Annotated in this window: 17 protein-coding genes and 1 other annotated feature; of the genes, 8 read left to right on the top strand and 9 right to left on the bottom strand. The window is 44.1% G+C overall.

What is annotated here, in order from left to right; genetic code table 11:
• The first annotated feature begins 7 nt into the window (after positions 1 to 7).
• Positions 8 to 508, top strand: a complete 501-nt coding sequence (locus H7T88_RS16375) for a hypothetical protein (protein WP_090916855.1) — start codon at positions 8 to 10, stop codon at positions 506 to 508.
• Between the two features lie 5 nt (positions 509 to 513).
• Positions 514 to 795 carry a YxcD family protein gene (locus tag H7T88_RS16370; protein ID WP_090916857.1) on the top strand — a complete coding sequence of 94 codons (282 nt, stop codon included), beginning with the start codon at positions 514 to 516 and terminating at the stop codon, positions 793 to 795.
• A gap of 99 nt (positions 796 to 894) precedes the next feature.
• Here H7T88_RS16370 and tyrS read toward each other — a convergent pair whose 3' ends face one another.
• From tyrS to H7T88_RS16345, 5 genes are all read right to left on the bottom strand, one after another.
• Positions 895 to 2,157 (bottom strand): tyrosine--tRNA ligase, encoded by a 1,263-nt coding sequence (gene tyrS, locus H7T88_RS16365; RefSeq protein ID WP_090916859.1) that lies wholly within the window; start codon positions 2,155 to 2,157, stop codon positions 895 to 897.
• 113 nt (positions 2,158 to 2,270) lie between these two features.
• Positions 2,271 to 2,513 (bottom strand) — a binding site (T-box leader).
• Positions 2,514 to 2,586: 73 nt separating this feature from the next.
• On the bottom strand, positions 2,587 to 3,033 hold the full coding sequence (locus tag H7T88_RS16360) for a DMP19 family protein (protein WP_221789370.1): 447 nt from the start codon (positions 3,031 to 3,033) through the stop codon (positions 2,587 to 2,589).
• Positions 3,030 to 3,497, bottom strand: coding sequence for an Imm63 family immunity protein (locus tag H7T88_RS16355; protein ID WP_221789368.1), 468 nt, complete (start codon positions 3,495 to 3,497; stop codon positions 3,030 to 3,032). The genes H7T88_RS16360 and H7T88_RS16355 overlap by 4 nt, the downstream gene beginning before the upstream one ends.
• Positions 3,498 to 3,626: 129 nt before the next feature.
• Positions 3,627 to 5,096: a protein adenylyltransferase SelO gene (locus tag H7T88_RS16350; protein WP_221789367.1), complete on the bottom strand. Its 1,470-nt coding sequence runs from the start codon at positions 5,094 to 5,096 to the stop codon at positions 3,627 to 3,629.
• 160 nt (positions 5,097 to 5,256) lie between these two features.
• Positions 5,257 to 5,565 carry a Dabb family protein gene (locus H7T88_RS16345; RefSeq protein WP_090916867.1) on the bottom strand — a complete coding sequence of 103 codons (309 nt, stop codon included), beginning with the start codon at positions 5,563 to 5,565 and terminating at the stop codon, positions 5,257 to 5,259.
• A gap of 212 nt (positions 5,566 to 5,777) precedes the next feature.
• Between H7T88_RS16345 and H7T88_RS16340 the strand changes: the two genes are divergently transcribed.
• Together H7T88_RS16340 and H7T88_RS16335 are read left to right on the top strand one after the other, a co-directional pair.
• Entirely contained in the window at positions 5,778 to 6,629 is an 852-nt protein-coding gene (locus H7T88_RS16340; RefSeq protein ID WP_221789366.1) for an AraC family ligand binding domain-containing protein, read from the top strand.
• A gap of 5 nt (positions 6,630 to 6,634) precedes the next feature.
• Entirely contained in the window at positions 6,635 to 7,564 is a 930-nt protein-coding gene (locus H7T88_RS16335; protein WP_221789596.1) for a DMT family transporter, read from the top strand.
• Between the two features lie 133 nt (positions 7,565 to 7,697).
• Here H7T88_RS16335 and H7T88_RS16330 read toward each other — a convergent pair whose 3' ends face one another.
• Positions 7,698 to 8,414 carry a pseudouridine synthase gene (locus H7T88_RS16330; RefSeq protein WP_221789365.1) on the bottom strand — a complete coding sequence of 239 codons (717 nt, stop codon included), beginning with the start codon at positions 8,412 to 8,414 and terminating at the stop codon, positions 7,698 to 7,700.
• Positions 8,415 to 8,725: 311 nt separating this feature from the next.
• Here H7T88_RS16330 and H7T88_RS16325 point away from each other — a divergent pair, with 311 nt between their 5' ends.
• The 4 genes from H7T88_RS16325 to H7T88_RS16310 all read left to right on the top strand — a co-directional run bounded on the left by H7T88_RS16325 (position 8,726) and on the right by H7T88_RS16310 (position 13,231).
• Positions 8,726 to 9,934 carry an MFS transporter gene (locus H7T88_RS16325; RefSeq protein WP_221789364.1) on the top strand — a complete coding sequence of 403 codons (1,209 nt, stop codon included), beginning with the start codon at positions 8,726 to 8,728 and terminating at the stop codon, positions 9,932 to 9,934.
• Between the two features lie 106 nt (positions 9,935 to 10,040).
• Positions 10,041 to 11,279: an aspartate aminotransferase family protein gene (locus tag H7T88_RS16320; protein WP_154983577.1), complete on the top strand. Its 1,239-nt coding sequence runs from the start codon at positions 10,041 to 10,043 to the stop codon at positions 11,277 to 11,279.
• A 73-nt stretch (positions 11,280 to 11,352) separates the two neighbouring features.
• The gene (locus H7T88_RS16315; protein WP_154890502.1) at positions 11,353 to 12,390 is read left to right on the top strand and encodes a zinc-dependent alcohol dehydrogenase; all 1,038 of its coding nucleotides are present in this window, start codon (positions 11,353 to 11,355) and stop codon (positions 12,388 to 12,390) included.
• A 127-nt stretch (positions 12,391 to 12,517) separates the two neighbouring features.
• A complete protein-coding gene (locus tag H7T88_RS16310; RefSeq protein ID WP_221789594.1) occupies positions 12,518 to 13,231 on the top strand; it encodes an HAD family hydrolase in 714 nt (237 codons plus the stop codon).
• Positions 13,232 to 13,398: 167 nt separating this feature from the next.
• On the opposite strand, the gene H7T88_RS16305 is transcribed toward H7T88_RS16310, so the two are convergent.
• From H7T88_RS16305 to H7T88_RS16295, 3 genes are all read right to left on the bottom strand, one after another.
• The gene (locus H7T88_RS16305) at positions 13,399 to 13,581 is read right to left on the bottom strand and encodes a YjfB family protein (RefSeq protein WP_221789363.1); all 183 of its coding nucleotides are present in this window, start codon (positions 13,579 to 13,581) and stop codon (positions 13,399 to 13,401) included.
• Positions 13,582 to 13,736: 155 nt separating this feature from the next.
• Positions 13,737 to 23,561: a non-ribosomal peptide synthetase gene (locus H7T88_RS16300; RefSeq protein WP_221789362.1), complete on the bottom strand. Its 9,825-nt coding sequence runs from the start codon at positions 23,559 to 23,561 to the stop codon at positions 13,737 to 13,739.
• A gap of 36 nt (positions 23,562 to 23,597) precedes the next feature.
• The coding region (locus tag H7T88_RS16295) for a condensation domain-containing protein (RefSeq protein WP_260510960.1) at positions 23,598 to 25,180 on the bottom strand (1,583 nt) is incomplete at its 5' end.

The following is a 25,180-nucleotide window of genomic DNA, read 5'->3' as shown; positions in this document are numbered from 1 at the left end:
CTATACAATGAAGAAAAAATTCGGAATTAAACATCTAATGATGGTTTTCATGGCATTCACACTACTGTTCGCAACGGTTGGTGTTACGAATCCGGACAGTGCTGATGCAAGACGAGGCGGCGGTGGGTTCAAATCCGGTACGAAGAGTTACACGAATACCCCTAAGAAATCAGACAATAACGTAAGTCAGTCCAATTCCCGTAACAATTCCAATACTGGCGCAGCGGCAAATAACCGTGGTGGATTCTTTGGCGGTGGCGGCGGCTTCATGAAAGGTATGATGCTGGGTGGTTTGGCCGGTATGTTGTTCGGCGGACTGTTTGGCGGTATGGGAGCACTGGGTAACATTCTTGGATTGCTCGTGAACGTAGCAGCAATTATGTTGATTGTTATGCTGGCTATGGCATTGTTCAGAGCCATTACAAATCGCCGTAAGCCTGCTGCGGATGGTCGTTATGACCGCCGTGACGATCGTGATGATGATCGTAACAGAAACGGACGGTACTAAGCTCTATGGTTCTAAGTATGGATGAGATTGTGAATGCAATTTGCATTCACATGGCAGAGCGTAAAGGTGTGCGTCCTACGGACGTAAATGTGGAGTTAAGCTGGGAAGAAGATACAGGTTATTCCGCAGAAGTCTGGATTCAAGGCCGCAGTCAGTTCCTGGTAGAATCCAACATGATCGAAGCAATTCTTCGCTACTTGCACAGCGAGTATAACATTCGTGCGTATCGTGAAGATGTTACCTTGGATCTGGATGAAGAGATCACTGCGATTGTCAATCAACATTAAAATATGGCTAGCTTCTAGCTTGTTATACAAAAGACCGTCTACCCTCTGTCATCTGACAGCATGGGAGACGGTCTTTTTGGTTGCTTGATTTGCAAATAACTATGCTTGAAGCTTAACCAGGCTGTAGTTCTTTTTACCTTTACGGATGATGATAAATTTACCGCCAATCGCGTGCTCTGCAGATACCGTAAATTCAAGCTCGGTTATTTTTTCGCCGTTTATAGAGATGGCTCCCTTGGTCACATCCTCACGAGCTTGGCGTTTGGAAGGCTCCAAACCAAGATCAACAAGCCAGTCTACAATATTTTTAGCTTCACCGTCTGTTTCGTATGTTGGCATTTCCTTGAAACCCTGCTCGATCTCATCTGCTGTCAGGGAACGAATATCTCCGCTGAACAAAGCTGCTGTAATACGTTTTGCCTGCTCCAGCATCTCTTCGCCGTGAACGAACTTGGTCATTTCCTCTGCTAAGGCTTTCTGTGCTTCACGTTTATGCGGCTCTGTTTCAACTTTCTCAGCCAAGGCTTCGATTTCTTCTTTGCTCAGGAATGTGAAGTATTTCAAGTATTTAATCACATCCCGGTCATCTGTATTCGCCCAGAATTGGTAGAATTCAAACGGTGTCGTTTTATTCGGATCAAGCCAGATCGCACCACCAGCTGTTTTACCAAACTTTGTACCGTCCGACTTCAGCATCAGTGGGATGGTCAAGCCGTAAGCTTTCGATTCTGAGCCTTCTTTTTTACGAATCAGATCCAGACCGCTCGTAATATTACCCCATTGGTCAGATCCACCAATCTGTAGTTGTACATCCTCCGTCTGGAACAGGTGAAGGTAATCTAGTGATTGCAGAATCTGGTAAGAGAATTCCGTGAATGAAATTCCGCCTTCAAGACGGCTTGCTACGACATCTTTTGCCAGCATGGTGTTCAGGTTAAAGTTTTTCCCGTAGTCACGCAGGAACTCGATAACGTTAATCTTATGTGTCCAGTCATAGTTGTTAACCATGCGAACCTGATTGTCGCCTTCGGTAACAAACAACTTTTTCATCTGTGCCGTTAACGCGTCCACATTCTCTTGCACTTGCTCCAACGTCTGCAAAGAACGTTCGGACTGACGACCACTCGGGTCACCAATCGTACCCGTTGCGCCGCCTATAAGAATTACCGGACGGTGCCCTGCCAATTGGAAACGTTTCAGCATCATAAACGGAATCAAGTGTCCGATATGCATACTGTCACCTGTCGGGTCTACACCGCAGTACAGGGAGATCGCTTTGGTCTCCGTCAGTTCACGTAGCCCTTCCGCATCCGTTTGTTGATTAATGGCGTCGCGCCACTGTAGTTCGTCAATAATGTTCATTGTAATAACCCCTTTTCATCATCAAAATTCAGGCATGACTTACGTTTTGCTACGAATTCACACAGCTACGGGCATTTTTGGACACAAAAAAATCGCCGCCTTGTCTTCACAGACACAGGGACGATTAGAATAACCGTGGTACCACCCAAATTGCATGGACAACCTCTCCGAACATTCATATGTTCAAGAAATAGCGATCCATACCACTTTCAGCAAGTTATCGTTTGCCCATCCGCTTGGCATTACCCAAGTACTCCAGAGTGTAATTCGCAGCCCTTGTATGTATCAGGTTCCATCAACCCCTGACTTTCTGTAACAGGGACAAAGCCGCTACTGCGCTCTATCAACGTAATTCATGTATTTAATTATAGCCAGTATAGCGAAACGTTCTGCACATTGCAAGCGCAAGTATTCAAACCATCAACAAAACTATAACCTGATCCGTAGCTCGTCATGGTAATAAGCGTAAGCCTTCTCCGCAACCTGATCTTCGTTATTCCAGAGTTGCTGGTCCAGCTCATCCAAACGTTCTTCTTGCTCCGTCTCCAGATATTTTGGGATGTCCCACAACCCCGTTAGTCTAGAATCGTTTTCCAAATGCTCAAAACAAGCATACTGCTGCTTCACATTACTCAGAACCTGGTTCGCACTAATCGTTTCAAGTGCCTTGCATGCGATCTTATAAGCCTCTTCTCCCCAGTTGCAGAAGAATTGTATAAAACCACCATTATAGACATCTGCCTCAAACAGCCACAACGCTGCAATCTCTTGTTCCGTCTGGGAAAGCGCAGTCCATCCTTGAGCAGACTGGTTCTTTTTTTCCACAAAAGTCAGTGCGTAATCATACCACACATCCTGAATGTCCCGTTCGCTCATATCGAAGATTTCCCCTTCCTGGGTTGAACCGTTTCCAGTTCCCGGCGTTTACCCTCTTGATGCCAAGTTAAATATGGTTCACCGATCCTTCGAAAAGCTGCCCGTACGTTGTCTTCGATCTCTTGCCACACTTCACTTGTATAATCGAGATGGGTGTTAACGTTATCGACACCATACTTCTTAAGCAGGCTTACATGGGCGGCTGTAAAAATCATATCTTCCAGCAACCAGTAGAGGACCTCCTCCACGTGCTTCAGCTTTTTAATCAGGGACGGTATACCGCGTTCATAGATTGTAACAATATAATGTCCATCGCCTATTTCGACATAGGGTGCACCTTCCCATTTGAACGACTCGCCCAATCGGTTCACATAACTTTCCATCTGTTCCATCGGGTAAGAAGTGCGTGATAACAATTCAAGGAGTTGCTGGGCTAGCTCCTCCATGCTTAACAGATTTGACACAAGATTCACCTTCCTTCTCTCTAACATCTAGAGTGTGAGATCAACCTCATATAATCGATTATAACGGCTAACAATGAAAAAGCTGCCTCTCGGCAGCCCACACCTTTTCCTCTCAGGTTCACAGAGAGGTTAAGTCCCGCAAAATGTCTTATACGAAGGGTCACAGGACACTGGCATCGCACCAAATGCTTCCTGTTCAGGAGTATACGCATAAGGACGCTGGAGAATATCCAGCAAAGGCTGGATCAAGCTGTAGTCTCCGTCCTGCTCTGCTCGCTCCAGTACTTCTTCTACCTTCTCGTTCCGCGGAATCACTACGGGATTGTTTCGTTTCATCTGTTCCATCACTTCATCGCTGGATTCCGGCTGTCTAACTAATCTGTCTTGCCAGCGTGTATGCCACTCCTTGAAGTCGGACTTGTCACTAAGTGTGGAGGTTTCCAGTTTATTCAGAGTCAATGTCACAAACGTATTCGTGAAGTCTGCAGCATGCTTTTCCATCAGATCGAGCAGGTCCTTAATCAAGGTCTCATCTTCCGCTTCTTCCGTAAACAAACCGAGTTTGGCTCGCATACCCGTTAACCAGTGATGATGATAGTGCTCCGAAAATTGTGCAATGGCATCCTGAGCGATTTGAACAGCCTGCTCTTCATCTTCATGTAGTAACGGCAGTAATGTCTCAGCAAAACGAGCCAAATTCCAGCCCGCAATGTATGGTTGATTGCCATAAGCATATCGGCCTTGTCTGTCAATTGAGCTGAACACCGTCGCTGGGTTATACGTATCCATAAAGGCACAGGGACCATAATCAATCGTTTCCCCGCTAATTGCCATATTGTCCGTATTCATGACCCCGTGAATAAAGCCTACGTTTTGCCACTTTGCAACAAGGTGCGCCTGAAGTTTGATCACTTCCTGTAGGAAGCTTAGATAACGCTGTTCGTTACCTTCTACTTGCGAGAAATGACGATGTATCGTGTAGTCTGCGAGCGCACGTAAATCCTCTACCGAACCAAATTGGGCTGCATACTGAAAAGTTGCGACTCGAATGTGACTGGCCGCGACTCGAGTGAGAATAGCCCCTGGGCGCTCTGTTTCACGATAAATGTTCTCTCCTGTGGAGACAACAGCCAAGCTTCGTGTCGTAGGAATTCCCAGGCCAGCCATTGCTTCACTGATAATGTACTCCCGAAGCATCGGGCCAACGGCAGCACGTCCATCCCCTCCGCGGGAATACGGCGTCCGTCCTGAACCTTTTAACTGAATATCCACTCGGTCCCCTTGCGGAGTAATCTGTTCACCCAGGAGCAAAGCACGTCCATCCCCAAGCATATTAAAGTTACCAAATTGATGACCTGCATACGCTTGTGCAAGGGGCTCGGCTCCGTCTGGTATGTTATTACCCGCGAAAATAGCTGTGCCTTCGGGGCTTTGCAGTACATCTGCATTCAACCCCAGGCTGACCGCCAGTGTTTGATTAAAAATGATCCAGTCTGGAGACTGGACAGCCACAGCTTGTTGTCTTGTATAAAACGTTTCAGGCAGTTCTGCATAACTGTGTTCCAGATTCCAGCCTGCGTTTAAATCGTTTTTTTCCATGGGTCACACTCCTTCTCCTAACAAAGAAATTCCTTTGTTTATCTTCATGTAGCATTTGTGAACCCATACTCATTTATGTCGTCGCATGGAAATTCCAAAGTATAAACAGTTTTTTCTTGACGCAATCATCCGAAATGAAGCCAAGTGTTCGTTGCTCCTTTTACTTCGCAGGGATCGGATAATCTGTTACAATCACGTTCTCAATCCAGCCATCCAGAGAGGCTACGAATGCCTGATGTGCAGGGTGCGGACCGTATGCTCGCAAGGCTTCCTGATCTTCAAATGTCACTCTTAATCCCAGGGTGAATCCTTGAATGCGATCGGTTTCCTCCGTTACATTCACGCCAGCCGTCAGATCAACAATTCCAGGAATCTGATCCTGTAACGCAAGCAACTGAGCTACAAACTCCTGTTGCTTCGCAGGTGTGATTTTATCGTTAAATTTAAAAATAACCAAGTGTTCAAACATATTATCCCATCTCCTTATCCTTTGAAGGAAAATCATTTATTTCATTGACGGAAAATTTTTCATCTCTACCATTCTTATTTTAAATTAAACCTAAACTGAACTCAAATAGATGTTCTCGATTCACCGCTTCGGTATAATAAGCAATATTGTTCAAGAATTCAGCCTCAGATGCACGTTATAATCACCTAAACATACCAGAAAGAAGGTGCATCATGAGTCGCGAAGTGCGAACCGTCGTGTATGATCCAGATTTGCAACTGGAAGCTTATCAATTTGAAGGCATCATGCAGAAATTTCCCAATCATTTTCATGACTATTATGTGATTGGATTTATTGAAGAAGGGAAACGCCATCTGATCTGCAACAACGAGGAATACCTATTAAACAGCGGTGACATCATTATTTTCAACCCCCAAGATCCTCATGCCTGTGAGCAGGTAGATGGAAGAAAATTGGATTACCGTTGCATCAATATTCAGCCAGAAGTTATGCTGGAGTACGTGCGTGAAATTACTGGACAAGCCTATTTGCCAAGGTTCTCCACCCATGTTCTATATCAGAGTGAGCTGGTCTCCTCGCTCCATGAGCTACACCAGTTCATACTTGAGGAACAACCCGACTTCCGCAAAGAAGAGATGCTTCTCTTGCTACTAGATCAACTGCTGAAGGACTACGCTGATGCAGAGATGGCTGAAACCGAACAGAAGATAACGTTAGAGATTCGGCAACTGTGTGATTATATGGAAGTCCATTACTCGGAAAACATCAGCTTGAATGAATTATCCGAGATTTCGGGCATAAGCAAATACCATTTACTGCGACAATTTACTCGTCAAAAAGGCATATCTCCCTACCGCTATCTTGAAACGATACGGATCAATCATGCCAAACGCCTTTTGGAACAGGGACTATTGCCTATAGATGTCGCTGCTCAGACGGGCTTTAGCGATCAAAGCCATTTCACCAACTTTTTCAAAAAACTGATTGGTCTAACACCCAAACAATATCGTCGTATTTTTAATCACGGAGCCGAGACTAAACGATTGCAGGAAAACAAGCGATGACTTTAATGCGTAATCACAATCATGTTGCCGGACACCTGCTTGCCTTATTTACCATTCTCATCTGGGGAACCACCTTTGTTTCAACAAAAGTGTTACTGAAGGACTTTACACCTGTTGAAATCTTATTGTTCCGTTTTCTGATTGGTTATCTCGTTCTTTGGATGATCTATCCACGTGCTCAGAAAGTTGTTTCTTTGCGGGAAGAAGCATTATTTATCGGTGCAGGTTTATGCGGAGTGACCTTATATTTTCTCATTGAAAATATGGCCTTGGTATATACGACAGCTTCCAATGCAGGCATCATTGTATCCGTTGCTCCTTTCTTCACCGCTGTACTTGCCCACTTTTTTCTGGATGGGGAACGGTTAACCACCCGCTTTGTAAGCGGATTTGGCATTGCGATCTGTGGCATTATCCTGATTACCCTGAATGGAAGCTATATGTTGCAACTTAATCCCTTGGGTGATCTACTCGCATTTATCGCTCCTGTGGTGTGGGCAGTGTACTCGGTTATGATGCGTAAAATCGGATTACGAAACTACAACGTTATAGGCGCAACACGTAAAGTGTTTTTCTATGGCCTGCTATTCATGCTACCAGCGTTGGGTTTAGTAGAATCTGACCTGAATGTCGCTAGATTCACACACTTCACCAATTTATCAAACCTTCTCTTTCTCGGTGTGGGCGCTTCAGCCCTTTGTTTTGTGACATGGAATCAAGCCGTTAAGCTACTAGGAGCGATTCCAACAAGTGTATACATCTATCTCGTACCTCTGATTACAGTTGGTTCATCTGCACTTATTCTTCATGAGCAACTGACATGGGCGAGCATACTAGGTGCATCCCTTACGTTGTATGGCTCTTACATTTCGGAGAGCACGGCGAGAGGCAAAAAGCGCAACGTATTTTCGGCAAAATTACGTCGCAACACTTAACTCACTTCTCGTTAGAAGTTACGTAATCACGTTCACAATGTAAAAAACACGATCCCTAGCAAACGGGGTCGTGTCTTCTGCGTCTTTTTCGAAAAAAATTAGCTTATATCACAGAGATTGGGCAAGTCCGTCACTACTCATCCCCTGCTTTGTCTTGATCTAACTGAGACATAAGTAACTCCAACTCCTGTTTCTCCAGATGTCTCCACTCTCCCCTTTTCAACCGTTCATCCAGTGTAATGTTCATAATCCGAATTCTCTCCAGCTTTAAAACCCTGTACCCCAGCGCTTTGCACATTCGGCGGATTTGTAAATTAAGCCCCTGTGTCAAAATAATTCGAAAAACGTTCTCGTCTTGCCTATACACCTCACATGGTTTGGTAACCACATTCAGAATCTCCACACCTTGTGACATGGATTGAAGAAATGCATCAGTGACCGGCTTGTCCACGGTGACGACATATTCTTTCTCATGATGATGCTCCGAACGCATCATTTTGTTCACGATATCTCCGTTATTGGTGAGTAAAATCAACCCCTCTGACGCTTTATCCAACCGGCCGACTGCAAAAATGCGTGAAGGATAATTCACAAACTGAATGATATTGCCCTCAACATGTTCAGCTGCCGTGCATGTAATGCCAACGGGTTTGTTCAGAACGATATACACGGCCTCAGGATTCCGCTCTGGAATGCGCTCCCCATCCATCAGCACGATGTCTCCTGGTGCAACCGTATCTCCTTTTACACATACCCTGCCGTTGATTGTAATTCTTCCGGCTGCAATGCGCCGAGTCGTTTCCCTGCGGGAAAAATGCCCCGTCTCACTTATGTATTTGTTGATTAACATATTTCACCGCTTCTCATTATTTAATCTGTACTCCTACGTTCTTTCAATCCTTTGATCAGTCATTCCGTTTACCTTATAAAGCGCTGAACCTCATCTTCTCATGAAATGAAAAGTGACGCAACAGAGTCATCTTCGACATAGATCTTGTGATCGGACAGGATGAACCAAAAAAAAAGAATGACCCCGCCAAACTTTAACATAATTTTACAATAAAAAGCTTGTACAATTTCAAAATTATGGTATAAGTTAAATATAAAATAAACATTTATTTCAATTTATAAAAATGTTATCCATTTCAAGGAGGTAGACATTTGAAAAGAATATTCGTTTTAAGTTGCGGCTTCTATCTGCTGATTGGCATAACCAGCGTAGTACTTGGTGCGCTTCTACCCGTTTTATTACCTCATTATGAACGCGGTTACAGTGACGGGGGATTTCTACTATTTTTGCAGTTTCTCGGGTTTCTTGTCGGTGTACTTGTGTCACCGTCCATAACGGCTAAAATTGGTCGAAAATGGATGCTCACCCTTGCGTTGATCTGCATTATTGCAGCTTATTTGGTGCTCGGATGGTTGCCTTCGTGGAACGTCCTGCTTTTGTTAACCATTCTTGTCGGGTTTGGCTCAGGCATCATCGAACCTTCCGTTGGAGCCTTCACTATTGAATTTACAGAAAATCAGAAAGCGGTCGCCATGTCCAAACTGGATGTTTATTTCGCCCTTGGCGCACTTCTCATCCCCGCGGCGGCAGCTCTGTTCATCTGGTTGGGCCAGTGGCACTTGACGTTCTTCACGGTTGCTGCCTGCGCACTCATCCTCATGGTTCCATGGGTCACCATGCCTCGGCCTGCTGCACAATACCTCGAACAGGCTGGAGAAAACACGACACAACAGGGGGCAAACAAAGTCCGTTATTCCAAAAAACATCTGGGGCTGCTCTCCCTCTTCGTTGTCTTTTTCTTTGTTTACATGGGACTGGAGCTTGGATTGATGAATTTCCTGCCCTCCATTCTGGTAGAACGTTTGGAACTGAAAGAATCTATCGCCTCCCTAAGTGTATCCATTCTGTGGATTGCAATGATTGTAGGACGCCTTTTCTCTGGCAAAATCGCTGAAGCCGTCAATTATATGCCCTTCTTGATCTGGAGCACGATAGGTACATTGCTGTTTACGGTATCTATGGTATTCGTGTCCGGTCAATGGGTAACATATGGGCTAATCTTTGGAACAGGATTATTTATGTCGGGTTTATTCTGCATCGCACTCGTCTATGCGAATGTGCTGATTCCTGGCATGACGGAAAGGACAACGAGTATATTGATTGCCTCCGGCGGTATTGGCGGTGCAACGTTACAGTATCTCACGGGATGGAGTATGAGCGCATGGCCGATCGTCGGCACCATCATGATTTTAGCGGGATTTTGTATGCTTTTATTGCTGACATTGATCCTCTCCCACCTGTGGAACACTCGAAATGAATCGTTGAGCTCTGCATTCCCGCATCAAACCAAAGAAATATAACTTGTAAGGCTTACATACTTCCACACTTGAAAGGGGGGATGCCCAAACCATCCGGAATGTCATATTGTTCACCTAGCTAGTACACTAAACTATTGGAGGAATCCGAATGCAAACTTTAACCAACAACCGCTTTACAGTCGGAAAAGGGATTAAGTTGATTGACGATGCAGGTGTGGAATATCTAGATGGCGTCTCGGGTACGTTTAATCTGTCCTTGGGATATAATCATCCACATGTAGTCAATAAAATTCAGGAACAAGTCGGCAATCTTACGCATATGTCTTCCTCCTTCACGGAACCTTACGTCAATGAAGTATTGGAACACTTGATTGAGTATGCTCCGAACAATATCGATGCCGGATGGATGCGGGATATTACCGGGTCTACGGCCAATGAGTGCGCAACTAAAATTGCCCAGAAGTATACAGGATCAACGGACATCATCAGCTTATACCTTTCTCATCATGGACAGACTCAGTTCGCAACGGGCATCTCAGGTAATGCCTTTAGACGCAAGCGTTTTCCTAATTCGTCAGCCCCTAATGCGGTTCATGTACCTGCACCATATTGTTATCGTTGCCCGTTCAAAAGTGAAAGTAGCGAGTGCGGATATCAATGTGTTGAAGCGATATCTGATGCTATAGAGTACGCCAGCTCAGGCTCGGTTGCTTGTATGATTATTGAGCCCATTCTCGGAAATGGCGGCAACATCGTTCCACCGTTAGGATATTTCAAGCGCCTTCGCCAATTATGTGATGAGAACAACATGCTTCTCATTGCTGATGAAGTCCAAACGGGTGTCGGACGAACGGGTACGATGTTTGCTAGCGAATTATTTGATATCCAGCCCGACATGATTACACTTGCCAAAGGCCTTGGCGGTATTGGTGTACCTGTAGCTGCAGTTCTGATGCAATCTCGATTGAATGTACTGGAAAAACATGAGCATTCTTTTACATCAGGCAGTAATCTCATCTCGGTCACCGCTGCCAAATCCACACTGGAAGTGGTCTCAGAACTGGGATTTCTGGATGCGGTCAAACGAAAAGGAATTTTGCTTGGCGGACTGCTACACGAGCTCGCTCTGAAATATCCTAGCATCGGAGAAGCCCGCGGTGTGGGACTCATGTGGGGACTTGAAATCGTGGGTGATCAAAATGAGCCAGATACTCCAAAAACCAATGCGATCATCGACCGTGCCTTTGAAGATCAACATTTGATTCTACGCAGTTCACGGTACGGCTTTGGCAACGTCGTTAAAGTACGCCCTTCTCTGACAACGACCGAAGACGAACTGGTTGAGATTGTGGATCGATTGGATTCTGTCCTCGCCAGCGTTCATTAAATATCGGAAGTTATTTTAGCGTCGAAATGTAGTTTGAAAAAATGTAGTTCCTACAAAAAAAGGAGGTTCCATCATGCTTGCATTAGTATATAAATCTGCATGGGATGTCGCACTCGAGGAACGACCCGTTCCCGAAATTACCAGAGATAATCAGGTGCTTGTGCGTATACGGGCAACCGGGGTCTGTGGAACAGACTTAGGCATTGTTAGCGGAAAATATCATGCGATTCCTTCCGTCATTCTTGGACATGAATCCGCAGGTGAAGTAATTGCTGTCGGCTCCGCCGTCACCACACTGCAACCAGGAGATCGTGTCGTCATCGACCCTACATATTACTGTGGTCAATGCGAGATGTGCAGAACAGGAAGGCAGAACCACTGTACTCACAAGTCCGTTACGGAAACGGGAGTAAGTGCAGATGGCACGTTCACGGATTATTACGTGACAGAAGATCGCTTTTTATATCAATTAAAAGATCATGTTAGCTATGAAGAAGCTACTCTAACCGAGCCGCTAAGCTGTATGTTGACAGGCATTAATCAGATTCATTTGTTGCCGAATTTCAGAACGATTATCCTTGGGGCTGGACCCATTGGCATCCTGTACAGCTATGCACTTGCTTCCAAAGGTGTCACCGGAAGTCTGGTCGACATCTCCGAGGAACGCTTAGCCATTGCAGGTTCCATCGCACCCGATCGCTGGCAAGTTCATTCTTCCTTTGAACAGGCGATTGCAGACATCGCTCCTGCAACCGGACAAGTGGATATGATTGTAGATACTACTGGAGTTGTAGGCACTCAAGTATTGTCACAGCTTGCCAGTGGCGGCTATTTGATGCTGGTTGGTTTACGGGATGGAAATACGTCATTTAACCCGAAGGAAGTAGTGGATCGCAGCCTGAAAATTATCGGCTCTATTGATTCGCTTGGAACGTTTGCCACCGCACATTATATGATTGAACAACAGATTATTCCTGCCAAAAAAATTATAACCCATTCTTTTCCGCTGGAAGATTACGAAGAAGCATTCCGCACACTTGGATGCGATATACAGGGACGCACCTTACAAGCCTCCTCTCATGCCATCAAGGTTGTACTGCAATCCAATTAATTCGTTTTTCGTAGCTTGCTGGAATGCTGAATAAAAAGCAGTTACACTAAAACATATGAGACATCATTCAGAGGAGGAATGCAGCATGACAGCAGATCAAGTGGCTGGACGTCTGGACAGGAATCAGATGCAAGATGAACATCGTCATCTTTCTATTCAAGGGGTCATTTTTGATATGGATGGCGTTCTGATCGACAGTGAACCGATTTATTTCGAGATAGAGCGAAGTTCATTTGATCATTTTGGGGCAGCCGTGACGTTGGAAGAACATCATTCTTTTGTTGGTGTCACGTTAGAATCCATGTGGCAACATGTTATCGACAAGTATCAGGTCAAGGTGCCGCTGGAAGAGATTCTTGCGTATCATCAGCAGCATGTCATGGAAAAGATGTTAGCTCATGCCAAGCTTGTGGCTATGCCTGGGGTAGAACGGTGGATACGCTGGCTACATGAGCAACACATCCCGATTGCCGTTGCTTCCTCATCCCCTCGGGCACTCATTGATCTAATCATGGAGAAAACGGGATTGGGTGCGTTCTTTGATGTTCGCCTGACTGGTGAAGAGGTTGAACACGGCAAACCGGCTCCGGATATTTTCCTGGCCGCAGCCGAGCGAATCGGTGTATCTCCGGCGAATTGTCTGGTTATAGAGGATTCACGCAACGGTGTTCAAGCCGCCAAAAGTGCAGGCATGCGTTGTATCGGATATCATAATCCGGGGTCAGGCAATCAGAATCTGTCCAAAGCAGATGTACAAATTTCCAGCTATGATGAGCTATGGACATTGAAAGATAAGCTGCCTTTTGAGAACGTAGCACCGGACTTACCAAGATCAGTTTAATATCATAATATCTATACTGAAAACCTGCATATTAACAAACACGAAATAATTTAATAACGCAAAACAAACGCGAAGCAGCTCAATTCCAATGAATTGAAGTTGCTTCGCGTTTTGCTTGCTGCATGTTTTGTAAAGCATAACAAACTTAAAATGCCGTCGGAACACGCTTAACCCGAAATATCCAGACTTCTGCCCAGATTGGGGTGGGGAGCCGGCGTTGACTTTAACAACTCGGTCATCTGCTGACCCTGCTGCTCTGCCATATCTTTGGTCATCGACATGACTTTTAGACTTGCTGCCTGTGCCATGGAAGCTTGACTCATTGCCATTGACATTGCTGCAATATCCATGTGATCTCTCCTTCCTTATCTTCGCATGTAATCGTACTCATTATATATCGGTCAGAAGGGAAGCTATTGTTAAGAACCCGGTCAACATATCAACAGAAAGAACAACCCAAACAGCTGTTAATCACTGAAAACAGTTGTTTGGGTTGTTACGTACATTAATAACTTTCCGATGTAATCAAGTCAAGATGGTTGATATGAACCTCAGGGTTCGTCACCGCTTGTTGAATGATAGAAACAAAGTGTTTTTGGATCTGTTCAACCGTAGCGATGTCATATAGCTTAGCATTGTACATTAATATGATTTTCATTTGCTCATGGGGTTTAATAATTAAAGTAAAATCGAAACTATTGTGTTCCGTTCCCCCAACATTCGTGATTTCAAGCGGCACTTCACCTATTTTGCCCAAATCCTCCAGCCGATCCTGTATCGGAAAATTTTGATACACGACCACATGGTTAATCAAGGCTTGTTTTTGTTGAGTCAAATTTTGAATATCGTATAACGAGTACGTATCATAAGCATGTGAATCCACAGCTTGTACTTGGGTCCTTTTCATCAGTGTGATAAAGGATTCTTCACCCTCAGCCCGAATACGAACAGGAATAGCATTGATAAATAGTCCAATCATGCTTTCAATCCCAGGAATAACTGCTGGTCTGCCCGATACAACACTGCCAAATACGACATCTTTACTTTCATTATATTGCTGCAGTAATACGCCCCACGCGGTTTGCATAAATGTATGCACCGTCACCTGTTGTTGCTCCGCAATGTGTTTCATTCTCTGAACCAGTGCCTCATCCAAATGACAGTTTAGCGTTCTGGAATCCTGTCTTTCATGCTGCGGTTTAGTTTTCCCTCCGGGTAATCTGGTTTGTCCCTCATAACCTTCTAGGTAACGACTCCAGTAGGTTATCGCTCCTTCATTATTCTGCTGCTCCAACCATTCAATGAATTCACTATAGGGTGTTAACAGGCTCATTTCAGGTTTTCGATTTTCCCGAATCGCAAAATAATTCTCGAAAATCTCTTTACTGATCAGAGACATACACCAACCATCCATCAAAATATGATGAAAACTCCAAATGACATGATAGCTTTCTGGGGCTGTTCTTATAACAGACATCCGGATTAACGAATCTTTTTGCAAATCAAATCCTCTAGCCTGATCCTGCTCGATGTGTTGATCGATATACGTTTTACGCTGTGATTCGCTTATGCCTGTTATATCCTCAACTTTAAATTCGAATTTCTTCTCCTGATACACAATTTGAAGGGGAATGTCCAGCATTCCAGTGTAAAAATTAGTTCTTAATATCGCATGTCTTTGCATGATTTGATCCAAACTTTGTGCAAAAGAGGTCACATCCAAATTCCCGGCCATATCAAACAAGATTTGTACAAAGTACGCACCCGAAACAGGATTCCGCTCGCTCTCGTACAGCATTTCCTTTTGCAAAGGGGTAAGTGGATACACATTCTCAATTTGACCGATACTTCGGGTATATTCGACTATCTGATCCCATTGATTTATCGTCAATCCCTTAAGTGAAAAATCACTTGGGGTGAGCTCCCTTTGTTCTTTAATGGTGCAATGCTCGATTATTTTACGAAGGTTATCCTTATAAGAATAGGCCAGTTGCTCCATCGTTTCTCGTTGATATTGCTTTTGACTATAATTGATAGTCAGTGCCAATTTCCCCTCTACAACGATGCTGTTGATATTAAGCACAAACGGTCTCTTGTTATTTTCACTGACGGAAGGTCCACTGGAATACGTTGAAAACTGAATACCAGCCTGGTCCGAATTCTGGTTTATTTGACCCATATAATTAAAACTGATTTCGGGATTTCGCTCTAATTTGTCTCCTTCAGTCCATGCTGACAAATACCTTAAGATCCCGTAACCGATCCCTTTACTCGGGACCTGGCGCAGTCCTTCCTTGACAGACTTGATTCTTTTAGATATGTCAGCTCCCGCTTCCATCCTAATCATGACTGGATACATGCTCGTAAACCATCCCACGGTACGCGTAATATCCAGCTCTGGAAGAATATCCTCCCTGCCGTGCCCTTCCAGGTTCACGACCACTTTATCCATGCCTGTCCAATCATGAACTGCCATTCCCAATGCCGTTAGCAAAATGTCGTTAATCTCCGTATTGTACGCACGATGGGTCTGCTTTAATAACAGCTCCGTTTCCTCTGCCGTCCAATGCAAGGTAATCGTTTCGCTGTCTTTTCCAATGCTTTCTTTACAATCCATATCTTTAGGCAACGGAGTTCGCTCGACTTGATCCACAGAACACCAGTATGCATATTCCTGCTTCATCACAGGCTGAACAGCAAAGGCAGATAACTTTTCTGCCCATTGTTTATACGAAGTCGTTTTTTGAGGCAGGCAGATTTCTTCCCCTCTGAGGAACTGATCAAGCCCTGTTTGAATATCTTCATACAAAATACGCCATGACACTCCATCAATCACCAGATGATGAATGGCAATGAGCAAATGATCCCCTTCAGCGCATTGAAACAAGCCAAGTTTAATCAATGGGCCGTGAGCCAGGTCCAAGCTGCTCTGGATTTCTTTTGCTTTTATTTCAACCAAAGGTGCCGGATCCGTTACATTCGTCAGATTGAAGATATCCAAACTGTATAATCCGTCTTCTTCAGCTCCGCGGTTCCACGCTTCATATCCACCTTCTGGTACCTGACGATAAACGATGCGAAGTGCATCATGCTGCTTGACCATTTTCTTCAACATGCTGTGAATGAAGCCGATATCGAAACCATCTTTACGGAAGAACATCATTTCCTGGTTGTAATGATGTGCATCCACCATGTTTTGATCAAAGAACCAACGCTGAACAGGTGTCAGTAAGACTTCCCCTGTCACTTCCCCTTGATCATAATGAGTGTTCACAGAGGTGACGTGTTCACTTAATTCGGATACGACCGGATAGGTGAAAAAATGCTTCATTTCCACTTTATAGCCTGACTGAAGCAATCGTGATGCCACTTGAATACATTTGATCGAATCTCCCCCAAGCTCAAAGAAATGATCTGATCTGCCGATTCTCTGAACACCAAGCACGGCTTCCCAGGCAGAGATAATCGCTTGTTCCACTGGGCTCTGCGGTGCCTCATATTCGGCTATCTGATCTACATTTTTTTGTGGTAAAGGTAATGCCTTCCGGTCAACCTTACCATTGGAAGTTAACGGAATATGATCTACATGAACAAAATAAGACGGAATCATGTAATCCGGGATTTCATGAGCTAATGCTGATCTAATCTCCTTGGCTGAAAATGCACTGTTGCCTTTCCAATAAGCACATAATTGCTTGGATCCGTCCTCCTGTTCATGGGCGATTACAACCGCTTCTTGGACCGTTTCTATTTTTAAAATAGCGGTCTCCACTTCTCCCAGTTCAATTCGATAACCTCGAATTTTCACCTGCTGATCGATTCGTCCCAAATATTCAATATTTCCATCTGCCAGCCATCTGGCAGCATCTCCAGTTCGGTACATCTTTCCTTCAGTAATCCAGGCATGTTCTACGAATTTCTCTGCTGTCAACTCAGGTCGATTCAGATATCCCCTGGCCAGTCCCTCTCCGGCAACATATAACTCTCCCGGAACCCCAATCGGCTGCAGCTGTTGATGCGTGTTCAATATATAGGTCTGCAGTGTCGGGATCGGTTTACCGATGTTGCTTTTTCCCGCCTGTATCTCAATTTCAGTAATTTCCTTATAGGTTACATGAACGGTGGTTTCCGTTATGCCATACATATTGATTAACTGAATAGATGGATATTTCTCTCTCCAGTTTTTTAATAAAGCCGGATTAAGAGCTTCCCCTCCAAAAATCACTTTTCTAACATTCAGCCTTTCTTCTTGACTTGTTAACTCCTCCTGAAGGAGATGGTAGAAATACGTTGGCGTTTGATTCAAAATGGTTACTCGCTCATCTCTTAACAATTGTAAAAATTGCTGCGGACTTCTGGCTGTCATTTGGGGGACGATAACCAGTTTGCCTCCATAGAGCAAGGCACCGTACATTTCCCATACGGAGAAATCAAAGCAAAAGGAGTGGAACAGCGTCCATGTATCTGATGATTGAAAATCAAATCTATTTTGACTGTTAAACAACAATCGAACCACATTTTTATGTTCAATGCATGTGCCTTTGGGTCTTCCTGTTGTTCCCGAAGTATAGATTACGTAGGCCAGCCCTGTCGGGCACACCGTGACTCCCAAATTAGAATCATCTTCATGACAAACGCCTAACTCGTCGAGATAGATGCTTTCTCCTGTATAAGAGATACGTTCCTGTAGATGCCGCTGCAGCAGCAATACATGTACACCCGAATCTTCAAGCATGTAATTCACACGTTCCTCTGGATATTCGGGATCAATCGGTACATACGCACCGCCAGCTTTCAAAATCGCAAGCATTCCCACGACCATATCTAACGATCGTTCAGCGATAATTCCAATTAACTGATCTTGTTGAATCCCTTTAGCATGCAATGTTCTTGCCAATTGATTGGCTTTACTGTTCAGTTCCTGATAGGTGAGCTGTTGACCTTCGAACACCACCGCGACGTTTCCAGGGTTTTGTTCCACCTGTTCTTCAAACAATCCATGAATCGTTTTGTCCATAGGGTATGCGGCCTTTGTGTCATTAAAAGATTTCAATATCTGCATTTTCTCCTGTGCTGTCATCAGGTCTATATCATCGATGGAGATATATGGATTCAGGCATACCCGCTCTAACAGTTGAATCAAGTGCCCTTGGATCCGTTCTATGCTTGCCCGATCATAGACGTTGGCATTGTAATAGAACATGCATTTCATTTCTTGGCCCGGTTTGATAATCAGGTTAAAATCATAATTGGTTTGTTCATCTGCTTCTACATTCGTAATGCGAAGAGCTGTCTGCTCTTGATCCCCAAACTGTTCCGTGATGCCCTGTACCGGATAATTCTCAAACACGAGAATGTGATCGATCAAATTTTGCTTTTGCTTGGTTTCCGCTTGAATCTCGTATAATGGATACGTTTCATGCGGATGCGAAGCGACAGCTTGCTCCTGGATCCGTCTCATCATCGCCGCGAATGTTTCGTTTCCTTGCGTTTGAATTCGCACAGGGATCGTATTAATGAATAGCCCGATTATACGCTCAACACCAGCAATCTCTGCTGGTCTGCCGGATACCACACTCCCAAATACGACATCCTCACTGTTGTTGTATTTCTGCAGCAACATTCCCCAAGCTGTCTGCATTAGCGTGTTCAGCGTTACCTGATTCTGACTTGCGACCTGTGTGATGCGTTCAGTTAATTCCTGACTCAGTGGGCAAATTAGATTTTCGGAATGATATTCGCTGCTTTTTCGAATGCTATGCTCTTTTGGCAAAGCGGTCTGCTCCTCATAACCTTCCAAATAGTCGCTCCAGTATTTCAGCGATGCTTTATGATCCTGTTTATCTAGCCATTCAATATAGTGTTTGTAAGGCGCAGCTGTTTGTTGTTCACTTTTCCGTCGTTCCAGGATTGCAAAATAACCATCGAACAGCTCCTGGATCACAAGAGAAAGACACCAGCCATCCATTAAAATATGATGATAATTCCAAATGAAACGATAGGTTTGATCATCCGTCTGCAAAATCGATATCCGCATCAACACATCCTTGGACAAATCAAAACCTTTATTTTTATCTTTTCGAATATAAGCTGCCACATATGCGTCACGATCTTCTTCTTTCATTTCTCGCAAATCTTCATATAGAATCGCGTTTGGTTTATGACGGTAAACCACTTGCAGGGGACCGTGTTTCCATTGGCTATGAAAATTCGTTCTGAGAATCGAATTCCGCTCGATCAGTTGATCCAAACTTTTCGCAAATGCTTTCACGTCTAACAATCCATGAAGATCCAGTGTCGTTTGAAGCACATAAGCTTCCGAATTCGAATGAAGTAAACCGTGAAATAACATTCCATTTTGCATCGGAGACAGCGCATATATGTCTTCGACTTCACCAATGAGTTCAACTTCGCGAACCAGACCTTCTAGCTCTTCAATGGTCATACCTTTCAAGGATAGATCACTTGGTGTTAATTCCGGTTTCTCTTTGCTCAAGCAGTGCTTGGTTAATTCTCGCACATGGTTCTTGAAATAGGCCTCCACTCGCCCCATCGTTTCTTTATGATATTGTGTACGACTGAACTTCAAGGACAAGGACAACTTCCCATCCATAATCAAAGCATTAACATCGATAAGGACATTTCTTCTATGATTCTCGCTTGCTGCGGCTCCACCGGAATAAGGAGACATTTGCATCCCGCTATGTTGGAGGTCCTGATCGAATTGTCCCAAATAGTTGAAGCTAATTTCAGGATTCAAGGTAAATGGAGTCTCTTTCAGATGTGTGCTTAAATATCTTAAAATCCCGTATCCAATCCCTTTTTTAGGGATATTGCGAAGGACCTCTTTGTTTGTTCTAATGAGCAGAGATAGATTGGAATGTTCTTTCATGTTAAGCACAACTGGGTATTGGCTTGTAAACCATCCGACCGTTCGTGTAATATCAAGATCCGGAATAATCGGTTCTCTGCCATGTCCCTCTAGATTCACAAGAATTTGATCACTGCCCGTCCATTGATAAATAGACATAGCTAATGCAGTAAGCAGAAGATCGGTAATCTCCGTATTATACGCACGATTTGCATGTTTCAATAGCTGCTCTGTTTCGGCTACCGTCCATTCTAGCGTTAGTTCTTCGCTGTCTTTTTCCAGGGCATCGTTCGTTCTGAAATCGGTCGGTAATGGCGTAAAGGAGGCTTGTTCCATTTCTCTCCAGTAGTCCAATTCCTGTTTCATAACTTCGCTGTCCGCATACAACTGAAGCTGCTCCGCCCATAATTGAAACGATGCCGTTTTCTGTGGTAGCTGCATCGGTTTTTCAAGCATGAATTGTTCATAGCTCTTTGATATATCTTCAATCAGAATTCGCCATGAAACCCCGTCGATCACCAAATGATGGATCACAATCAATAGATGATCACCGTCCGCGCATTGAAATAAACACAACCTCATCAAAGGGCCGCACTCCAAGCTGAGCAACCGTTGCAGTTCATTGGCTTTCTTCTCGATTGGATCAGATGGATCTGCTAACGACGTAAAATCCATCGTTTCAAACGTATAGAATGATTTTGGTGAGTCCAGCCTTTGATTCCACGGTTCATAACCTTGTTCGTTGTAATGATACTCCATGCGTAGTGCATCATGATGCTCAATCATTTTATCGAACACCTGGCGTAGGACGGCCTCGTGAAAACCTTCTTGCCGATATAGCATAATGGACTGATTATAGTGATGGGGATCCACCTTGTACTGCTCAAAAAACCAATGTTGGATAGGCGTCAGTAACACTTTGCCCGAAACGGTTCCCTGTTCTGATTTAGTGCTTACGGGCTGAACATGCGGAATCAAGCTTGCAATGGTTGGGTTCTTAAATAGCTGTTCCATCTGTACCTGATAACCGTCCTGATATAACCTCGACGATACCTGAATGGATTTAATCGAATCCCCGCCCAGCTCGAAAAAATTATCCCGCAGTCCGATATTTTGTACTCCCAGCACACTTTCCCAGATAGATACCAGCTGTTGTTCCATGATGGTGCGCGGCGCTTCGTATTGCATTCCCTTCAACATATGTTCTTTGGGAGAAGGCAATGCTTTGCGATCCACCTTTCCATTGGACGTAAGCGGCATCTGATCCAGCTGTACAAAATAGGATGGAATCATGTAGCTTGGCAAATGCCAAGCTAACTCTTCCCGTAGCTCCGCAATGGTCATTGCTTCAGCTCCTACGAAATAGGCACATAATTGCTTTGTTCCCGCTTCATCTTCAATAGCGATCACGATAGCCTCTTGAATCCGGGTTATATTTAAAAGGGCACCCTCCACTTCACCAAGTTCAATCCGGTATCCACGAATTTTCTCTTGATGGTCCATTCTTCCGATATATTCAATATTTCCATCAGGCAGCCATCTTGCAAAGTCACCCGTTTTGTACATCTTCGCTCTAGGTACAAACGGATCATCGACAAACTTCTCTGCCGTCAGGTCAAGGCGATTCAAGTAACCTCTGGCGATCCCCGCTCCCGCTACACATAATTCTCCCTGCACTCCGATAGGCTGCAATTCACGGTGTTCACTTAAAATGTAGACTCTATTGTTCGCAATTGGCTTTCCAATCGAGATATATTGCTCTGTCGAATTAATCGGAAGAACGGTAGATACCACACTATTTTCCGTCGGGCCATACTCGTTACATACTTCGATCCGTGGATTGATATGTTTCAATCGCTGGATCAAAGAAGGTACAATTTTCTCTCCCGCTGCGACTACATTTTTCATCGAAGCCCAATCTGCAGCTTCCGCTTGTTCCAAAAGAGTCATCAAGAAACTCGGCGGGCTTTGAATATGCGTAATTGCCTTTGTTTTGATCATCGAATTGATGGCCACCGCATCTTTACACTGTTGCCCGTTCAATACGTGCACGGTTGATCCAGAGATGATCGGGCCAAAAAAGTGAGTAATGAACGAATCAAACACAAAGGGATTCAGCATTAACACCCGGTCGTTTTTGCTAAAATGATAAAAGTCCGATTTCCATTGCAGGGAATTCACAATGCTGGCATGTTCAATCATGACACCTTTGGGGTTGCCCGTTGTTCCTGACGTGTAGATCATATATGCTAGGTCACTATCACTGGTCGAATGCTCCAGATTCAAATGACTGTTGCTGCGATGGGCATCATCTTCGAGAAAAACAGACGTACCCTCATATGATTCAGGTATTTGCATGTAACTGTGATGCAGCAACCAAGCCGCATTGAAGTCCTCAAGGATAAACCGGATACGATCTGCCGGATATTCCGGATCAATGGGAACATACGCCCCACCAGCTTTCAGAATACCCAATAATCCCACAATCATTTCCAGCGATCGTTCTGCCATGATTCCAACGAATTGCCCTGTCTGCAATCCCTTTGCTTGAAGTGTGCGAGCCAATTGATTGGACTGTTGATTTAAATCTTTGTAGGTTAATGCACTGTTCTCAAATACGACTGCAGGATGATCCGGCGTCCTCTCCACCTGTTCTTCAAATAATTGATGCATTAACTTATGCTGTGGATAAACCACTTTTGTATCGTTAAAATCGAACAACAGTTTGTTCCGCTCGGAAACTGACAACAGGTCGACGCGACTTAACCCCAGATCGGGTTGGTTCAATAGGATAGCGAACAATTGATCGAGATGCTCTGCAGCCTGAAACATATAATCTCGATCATAACGCTCTGCGTCATAGGTTAATTTCAAGTGAATCCTCTCGTTCTCCAGATTAAAGTGAAATAACGTGGCTGCTCTTACGTTATTGTCATCAGAAACAGTTTGAGCTTTCCCCAATGAAACCAATGTATGAATCATGGGTATGTGATTCGAATCGTACTCTATGCTTAAACGTTCAACCATTTTTCTGAAAGAGATTCGTTGATGTTGAACAGCCTCACTGAAACTGACCTTCATTTGATTAAATATGGACTTAAAAGACATCGTGTGATCGATATTATTTTTTAAGAGGAGAACCTTATTTGAGAGCGTCGGGTCACTGTTCTTCTCTTCCATCGCTCTCATGCCGATAATTATTTGGGTTTCATTGGTGTATTTATATAAAAGACACTGAACTCCGGATAATAATATCGTGTACATGGCCATAGGGATGTTTCTTGAAATAGATTTGATTCTAGTAGATACTTCGTCTGACAATGGTTTATTAATGTAATTTTGTTGGTTTATATCGTATGTGTGTTTGGAATTGATCTTGCAATAAGGCAAATGAACAAGAACATCATCTTCTTGGAATCGGCTCTCCCAATACAATTCTTGTTTCTTAAATATAGACATACGACACCCCAATCAGAATTTATATTTTATATTCACTTAGAAAAAATCCATCTCGATCAGATCGGTCAGTGTACCTTCATTCATGTCCTCTTCAGGGAATTTAATCTGATTGATTTTAATATGAGGCTCACAGCATATCGTTGTCAGAATGAGAAGCAAGTGTTGTGACATGGCTGCAATCGTGGTTTTTTCAAATAGAATCGTGCTATATTCAAAAGCGGCATCAATCTGCTGATCCGACTCGGTAACATACAGCGTTAAATCAAACTTGGATACGCGATTATTTGGAGCAACTGGTTTACAGGTGAGTCCATCCATATGCATCTCTGACGGACCTGAATTTTGCAATACAAACATCGTGTCAAACAGCGGGTTCCGCCGTACATCCTTGTTTAAATCAACTTTTTTAATCAATTCCTCAAACGGATAATCCTGATTCTCATAAGCGTTCAGCATATGTTCTTTGACTTCCAGTAGATATGCTGCAAATGTTTTATCTGCTGCAGGCTGATGTCGAACAGCAAGTGTATTCACGAACATGCCCATCACCGGCTCCAGTTCCGCATGTGTTCTTCCCGCAATCGGCATACCCACGATAATATCCTCTTGTCCACTATATTTAGACAACAAAATGGTATAAGCCGCGAGCAGGATCATGTATAACGTTGCTCCTGTCTGAGCTTCCAATTTTCTCAAGCTTATGACCAGCTCTTCGTTCACAGCAATTTCCAATAAATCTCCCTCATAACGCGGCGATTCACGTCTTTCATAATCTATTGGCAATTCTAATAGTGGAATCTTTTCACTGAAGACCTCGAGCCAATACTGCTCCTGCTTTTTCATCCAATCACTGTGAAGTTGGAATTGCTGCCACTCCGCATAATCCTTGTACTGAATTCGAAGAGGGGGTAACTTTTCCTCGCGATATAACTGACCGAGTTCGGTCATTAAAATCTGCACAGATAGCCCATCTGCAATGATATGGTGCAGATCTACTAACAGTACATGGCAATCCTGTCGAAGTTCAATCAGCCCTGCTCTCATAAGCGGTGCTTGTCCCAGATCAAAGGCACGAACAAATTGCTCTACCTGGTCTTCCACCTCTTCTTCCACCGCCTGAATGGATTCAATGACAAACTTCACTTCAGGATATATGATTTGTTTGGGTTCTCCGTGGATGGCTTTGAAAGCAGTCCGGAGCGATTCATGACGATCTACTAACTGCTGAAAAGCTGCGTCCAATCGTGTCTGATCAAGCGCTCCTTCCAGCATAAACAGGCCTGACATGTTGTAGGTGAGCTCTTCACCGGCTTTCATGCTCATAATGTACATTCTCATTTGTGCTGAAGAAATAGGATAATATTCTTTTTCCGTCGCTTTTACAATAGACTGGTTAACCTGCTGCTCCATCTGATTAATGTACTGGGCCATCTGTTCTATTGTCTGCCATTCAAAGACGTTTCTAACGGAGATACGAACACTCAGGTGTTGATTGATTTTGTACACCAGCTTTGTCGCGCGTAAAGAGTTACCTCCTACATCAAAGAAACTGTATCTATACCAAGTACGCCCTCCCAAATGGATAGTAACGTTTTTTCCAAGGATGTCCGGGGTGCGAT

Origin of the sequence: Paenibacillus cucumis (ex Kampfer et al. 2016) (assembly GCF_019748695.1) — a bacterium.
GTDB classification, from domain to species: domain Bacteria; phylum Bacillota; class Bacilli; order Paenibacillales; family Paenibacillaceae; genus Paenibacillus; species Paenibacillus polysaccharolyticus.
This window is presented reverse-complemented; position numbering and strand designations above follow the sequence as displayed.

What these genes read in the sequence shown, in the direction of transcription:
- H7T88_RS16375 (WP_090916855.1), top strand. Translation starts at nt 8, where the DNA reads ATGAAGAAAAAATTCGGAATTAAACATCTAATGATGGTTTTCATGGCA.
- H7T88_RS16370 (WP_090916857.1), top strand. Translation starts at nt 514, where the DNA reads ATGGTTCTAAGTATGGATGAGATTGTGAATGCAATTTGCATTCACATG.
- tyrS (WP_090916859.1), bottom strand. Translation starts at nt 2,157, where the DNA reads ATGAACATTATTGACGAACTACAGTGGCGCGACGCCATTAATCAACAA.
- H7T88_RS16360 (WP_221789370.1), bottom strand. Translation starts at nt 3,033, where the DNA reads ATGAGCGAACGGGACATTCAGGATGTGTGGTATGATTACGCACTGACT.
- H7T88_RS16350 (WP_221789367.1), bottom strand. Translation starts at nt 5,096, where the DNA reads ATGGAAAAAAACGATTTAAACGCAGGCTGGAATCTGGAACACAGTTAT.
- H7T88_RS16345 (WP_090916867.1), bottom strand. Translation starts at nt 5,565, where the DNA reads ATGTTTGAACACTTGGTTATTTTTAAATTTAACGATAAAATCACACCT.
- H7T88_RS16340 (WP_221789366.1), top strand. Translation starts at nt 5,778, where the DNA reads ATGAGTCGCGAAGTGCGAACCGTCGTGTATGATCCAGATTTGCAACTG.
- H7T88_RS16335 (WP_221789596.1), top strand. Translation starts at nt 6,635, where the DNA reads ATGCGTAATCACAATCATGTTGCCGGACACCTGCTTGCCTTATTTACC.
- H7T88_RS16330 (WP_221789365.1), bottom strand. Translation starts at nt 8,414, where the DNA reads ATGTTAATCAACAAATACATAAGTGAGACGGGGCATTTTTCCCGCAGG.
- H7T88_RS16320 (WP_154983577.1), top strand. Translation starts at nt 10,041, where the DNA reads ATGCAAACTTTAACCAACAACCGCTTTACAGTCGGAAAAGGGATTAAG.
- H7T88_RS16315 (WP_154890502.1), top strand. Translation starts at nt 11,353, where the DNA reads ATGCTTGCATTAGTATATAAATCTGCATGGGATGTCGCACTCGAGGAA.
- H7T88_RS16310 (WP_221789594.1), top strand. Translation starts at nt 12,518, where the DNA reads ATGCAAGATGAACATCGTCATCTTTCTATTCAAGGGGTCATTTTTGAT.
- H7T88_RS16305 (WP_221789363.1), bottom strand. Translation starts at nt 13,581, where the DNA reads ATGGATATTGCAGCAATGTCAATGGCAATGAGTCAAGCTTCCATGGCA.
- H7T88_RS16300 (WP_221789362.1), bottom strand. Translation starts at nt 23,561, where the DNA reads ATGTCTATATTTAAGAAACAAGAATTGTATTGGGAGAGCCGATTCCAA.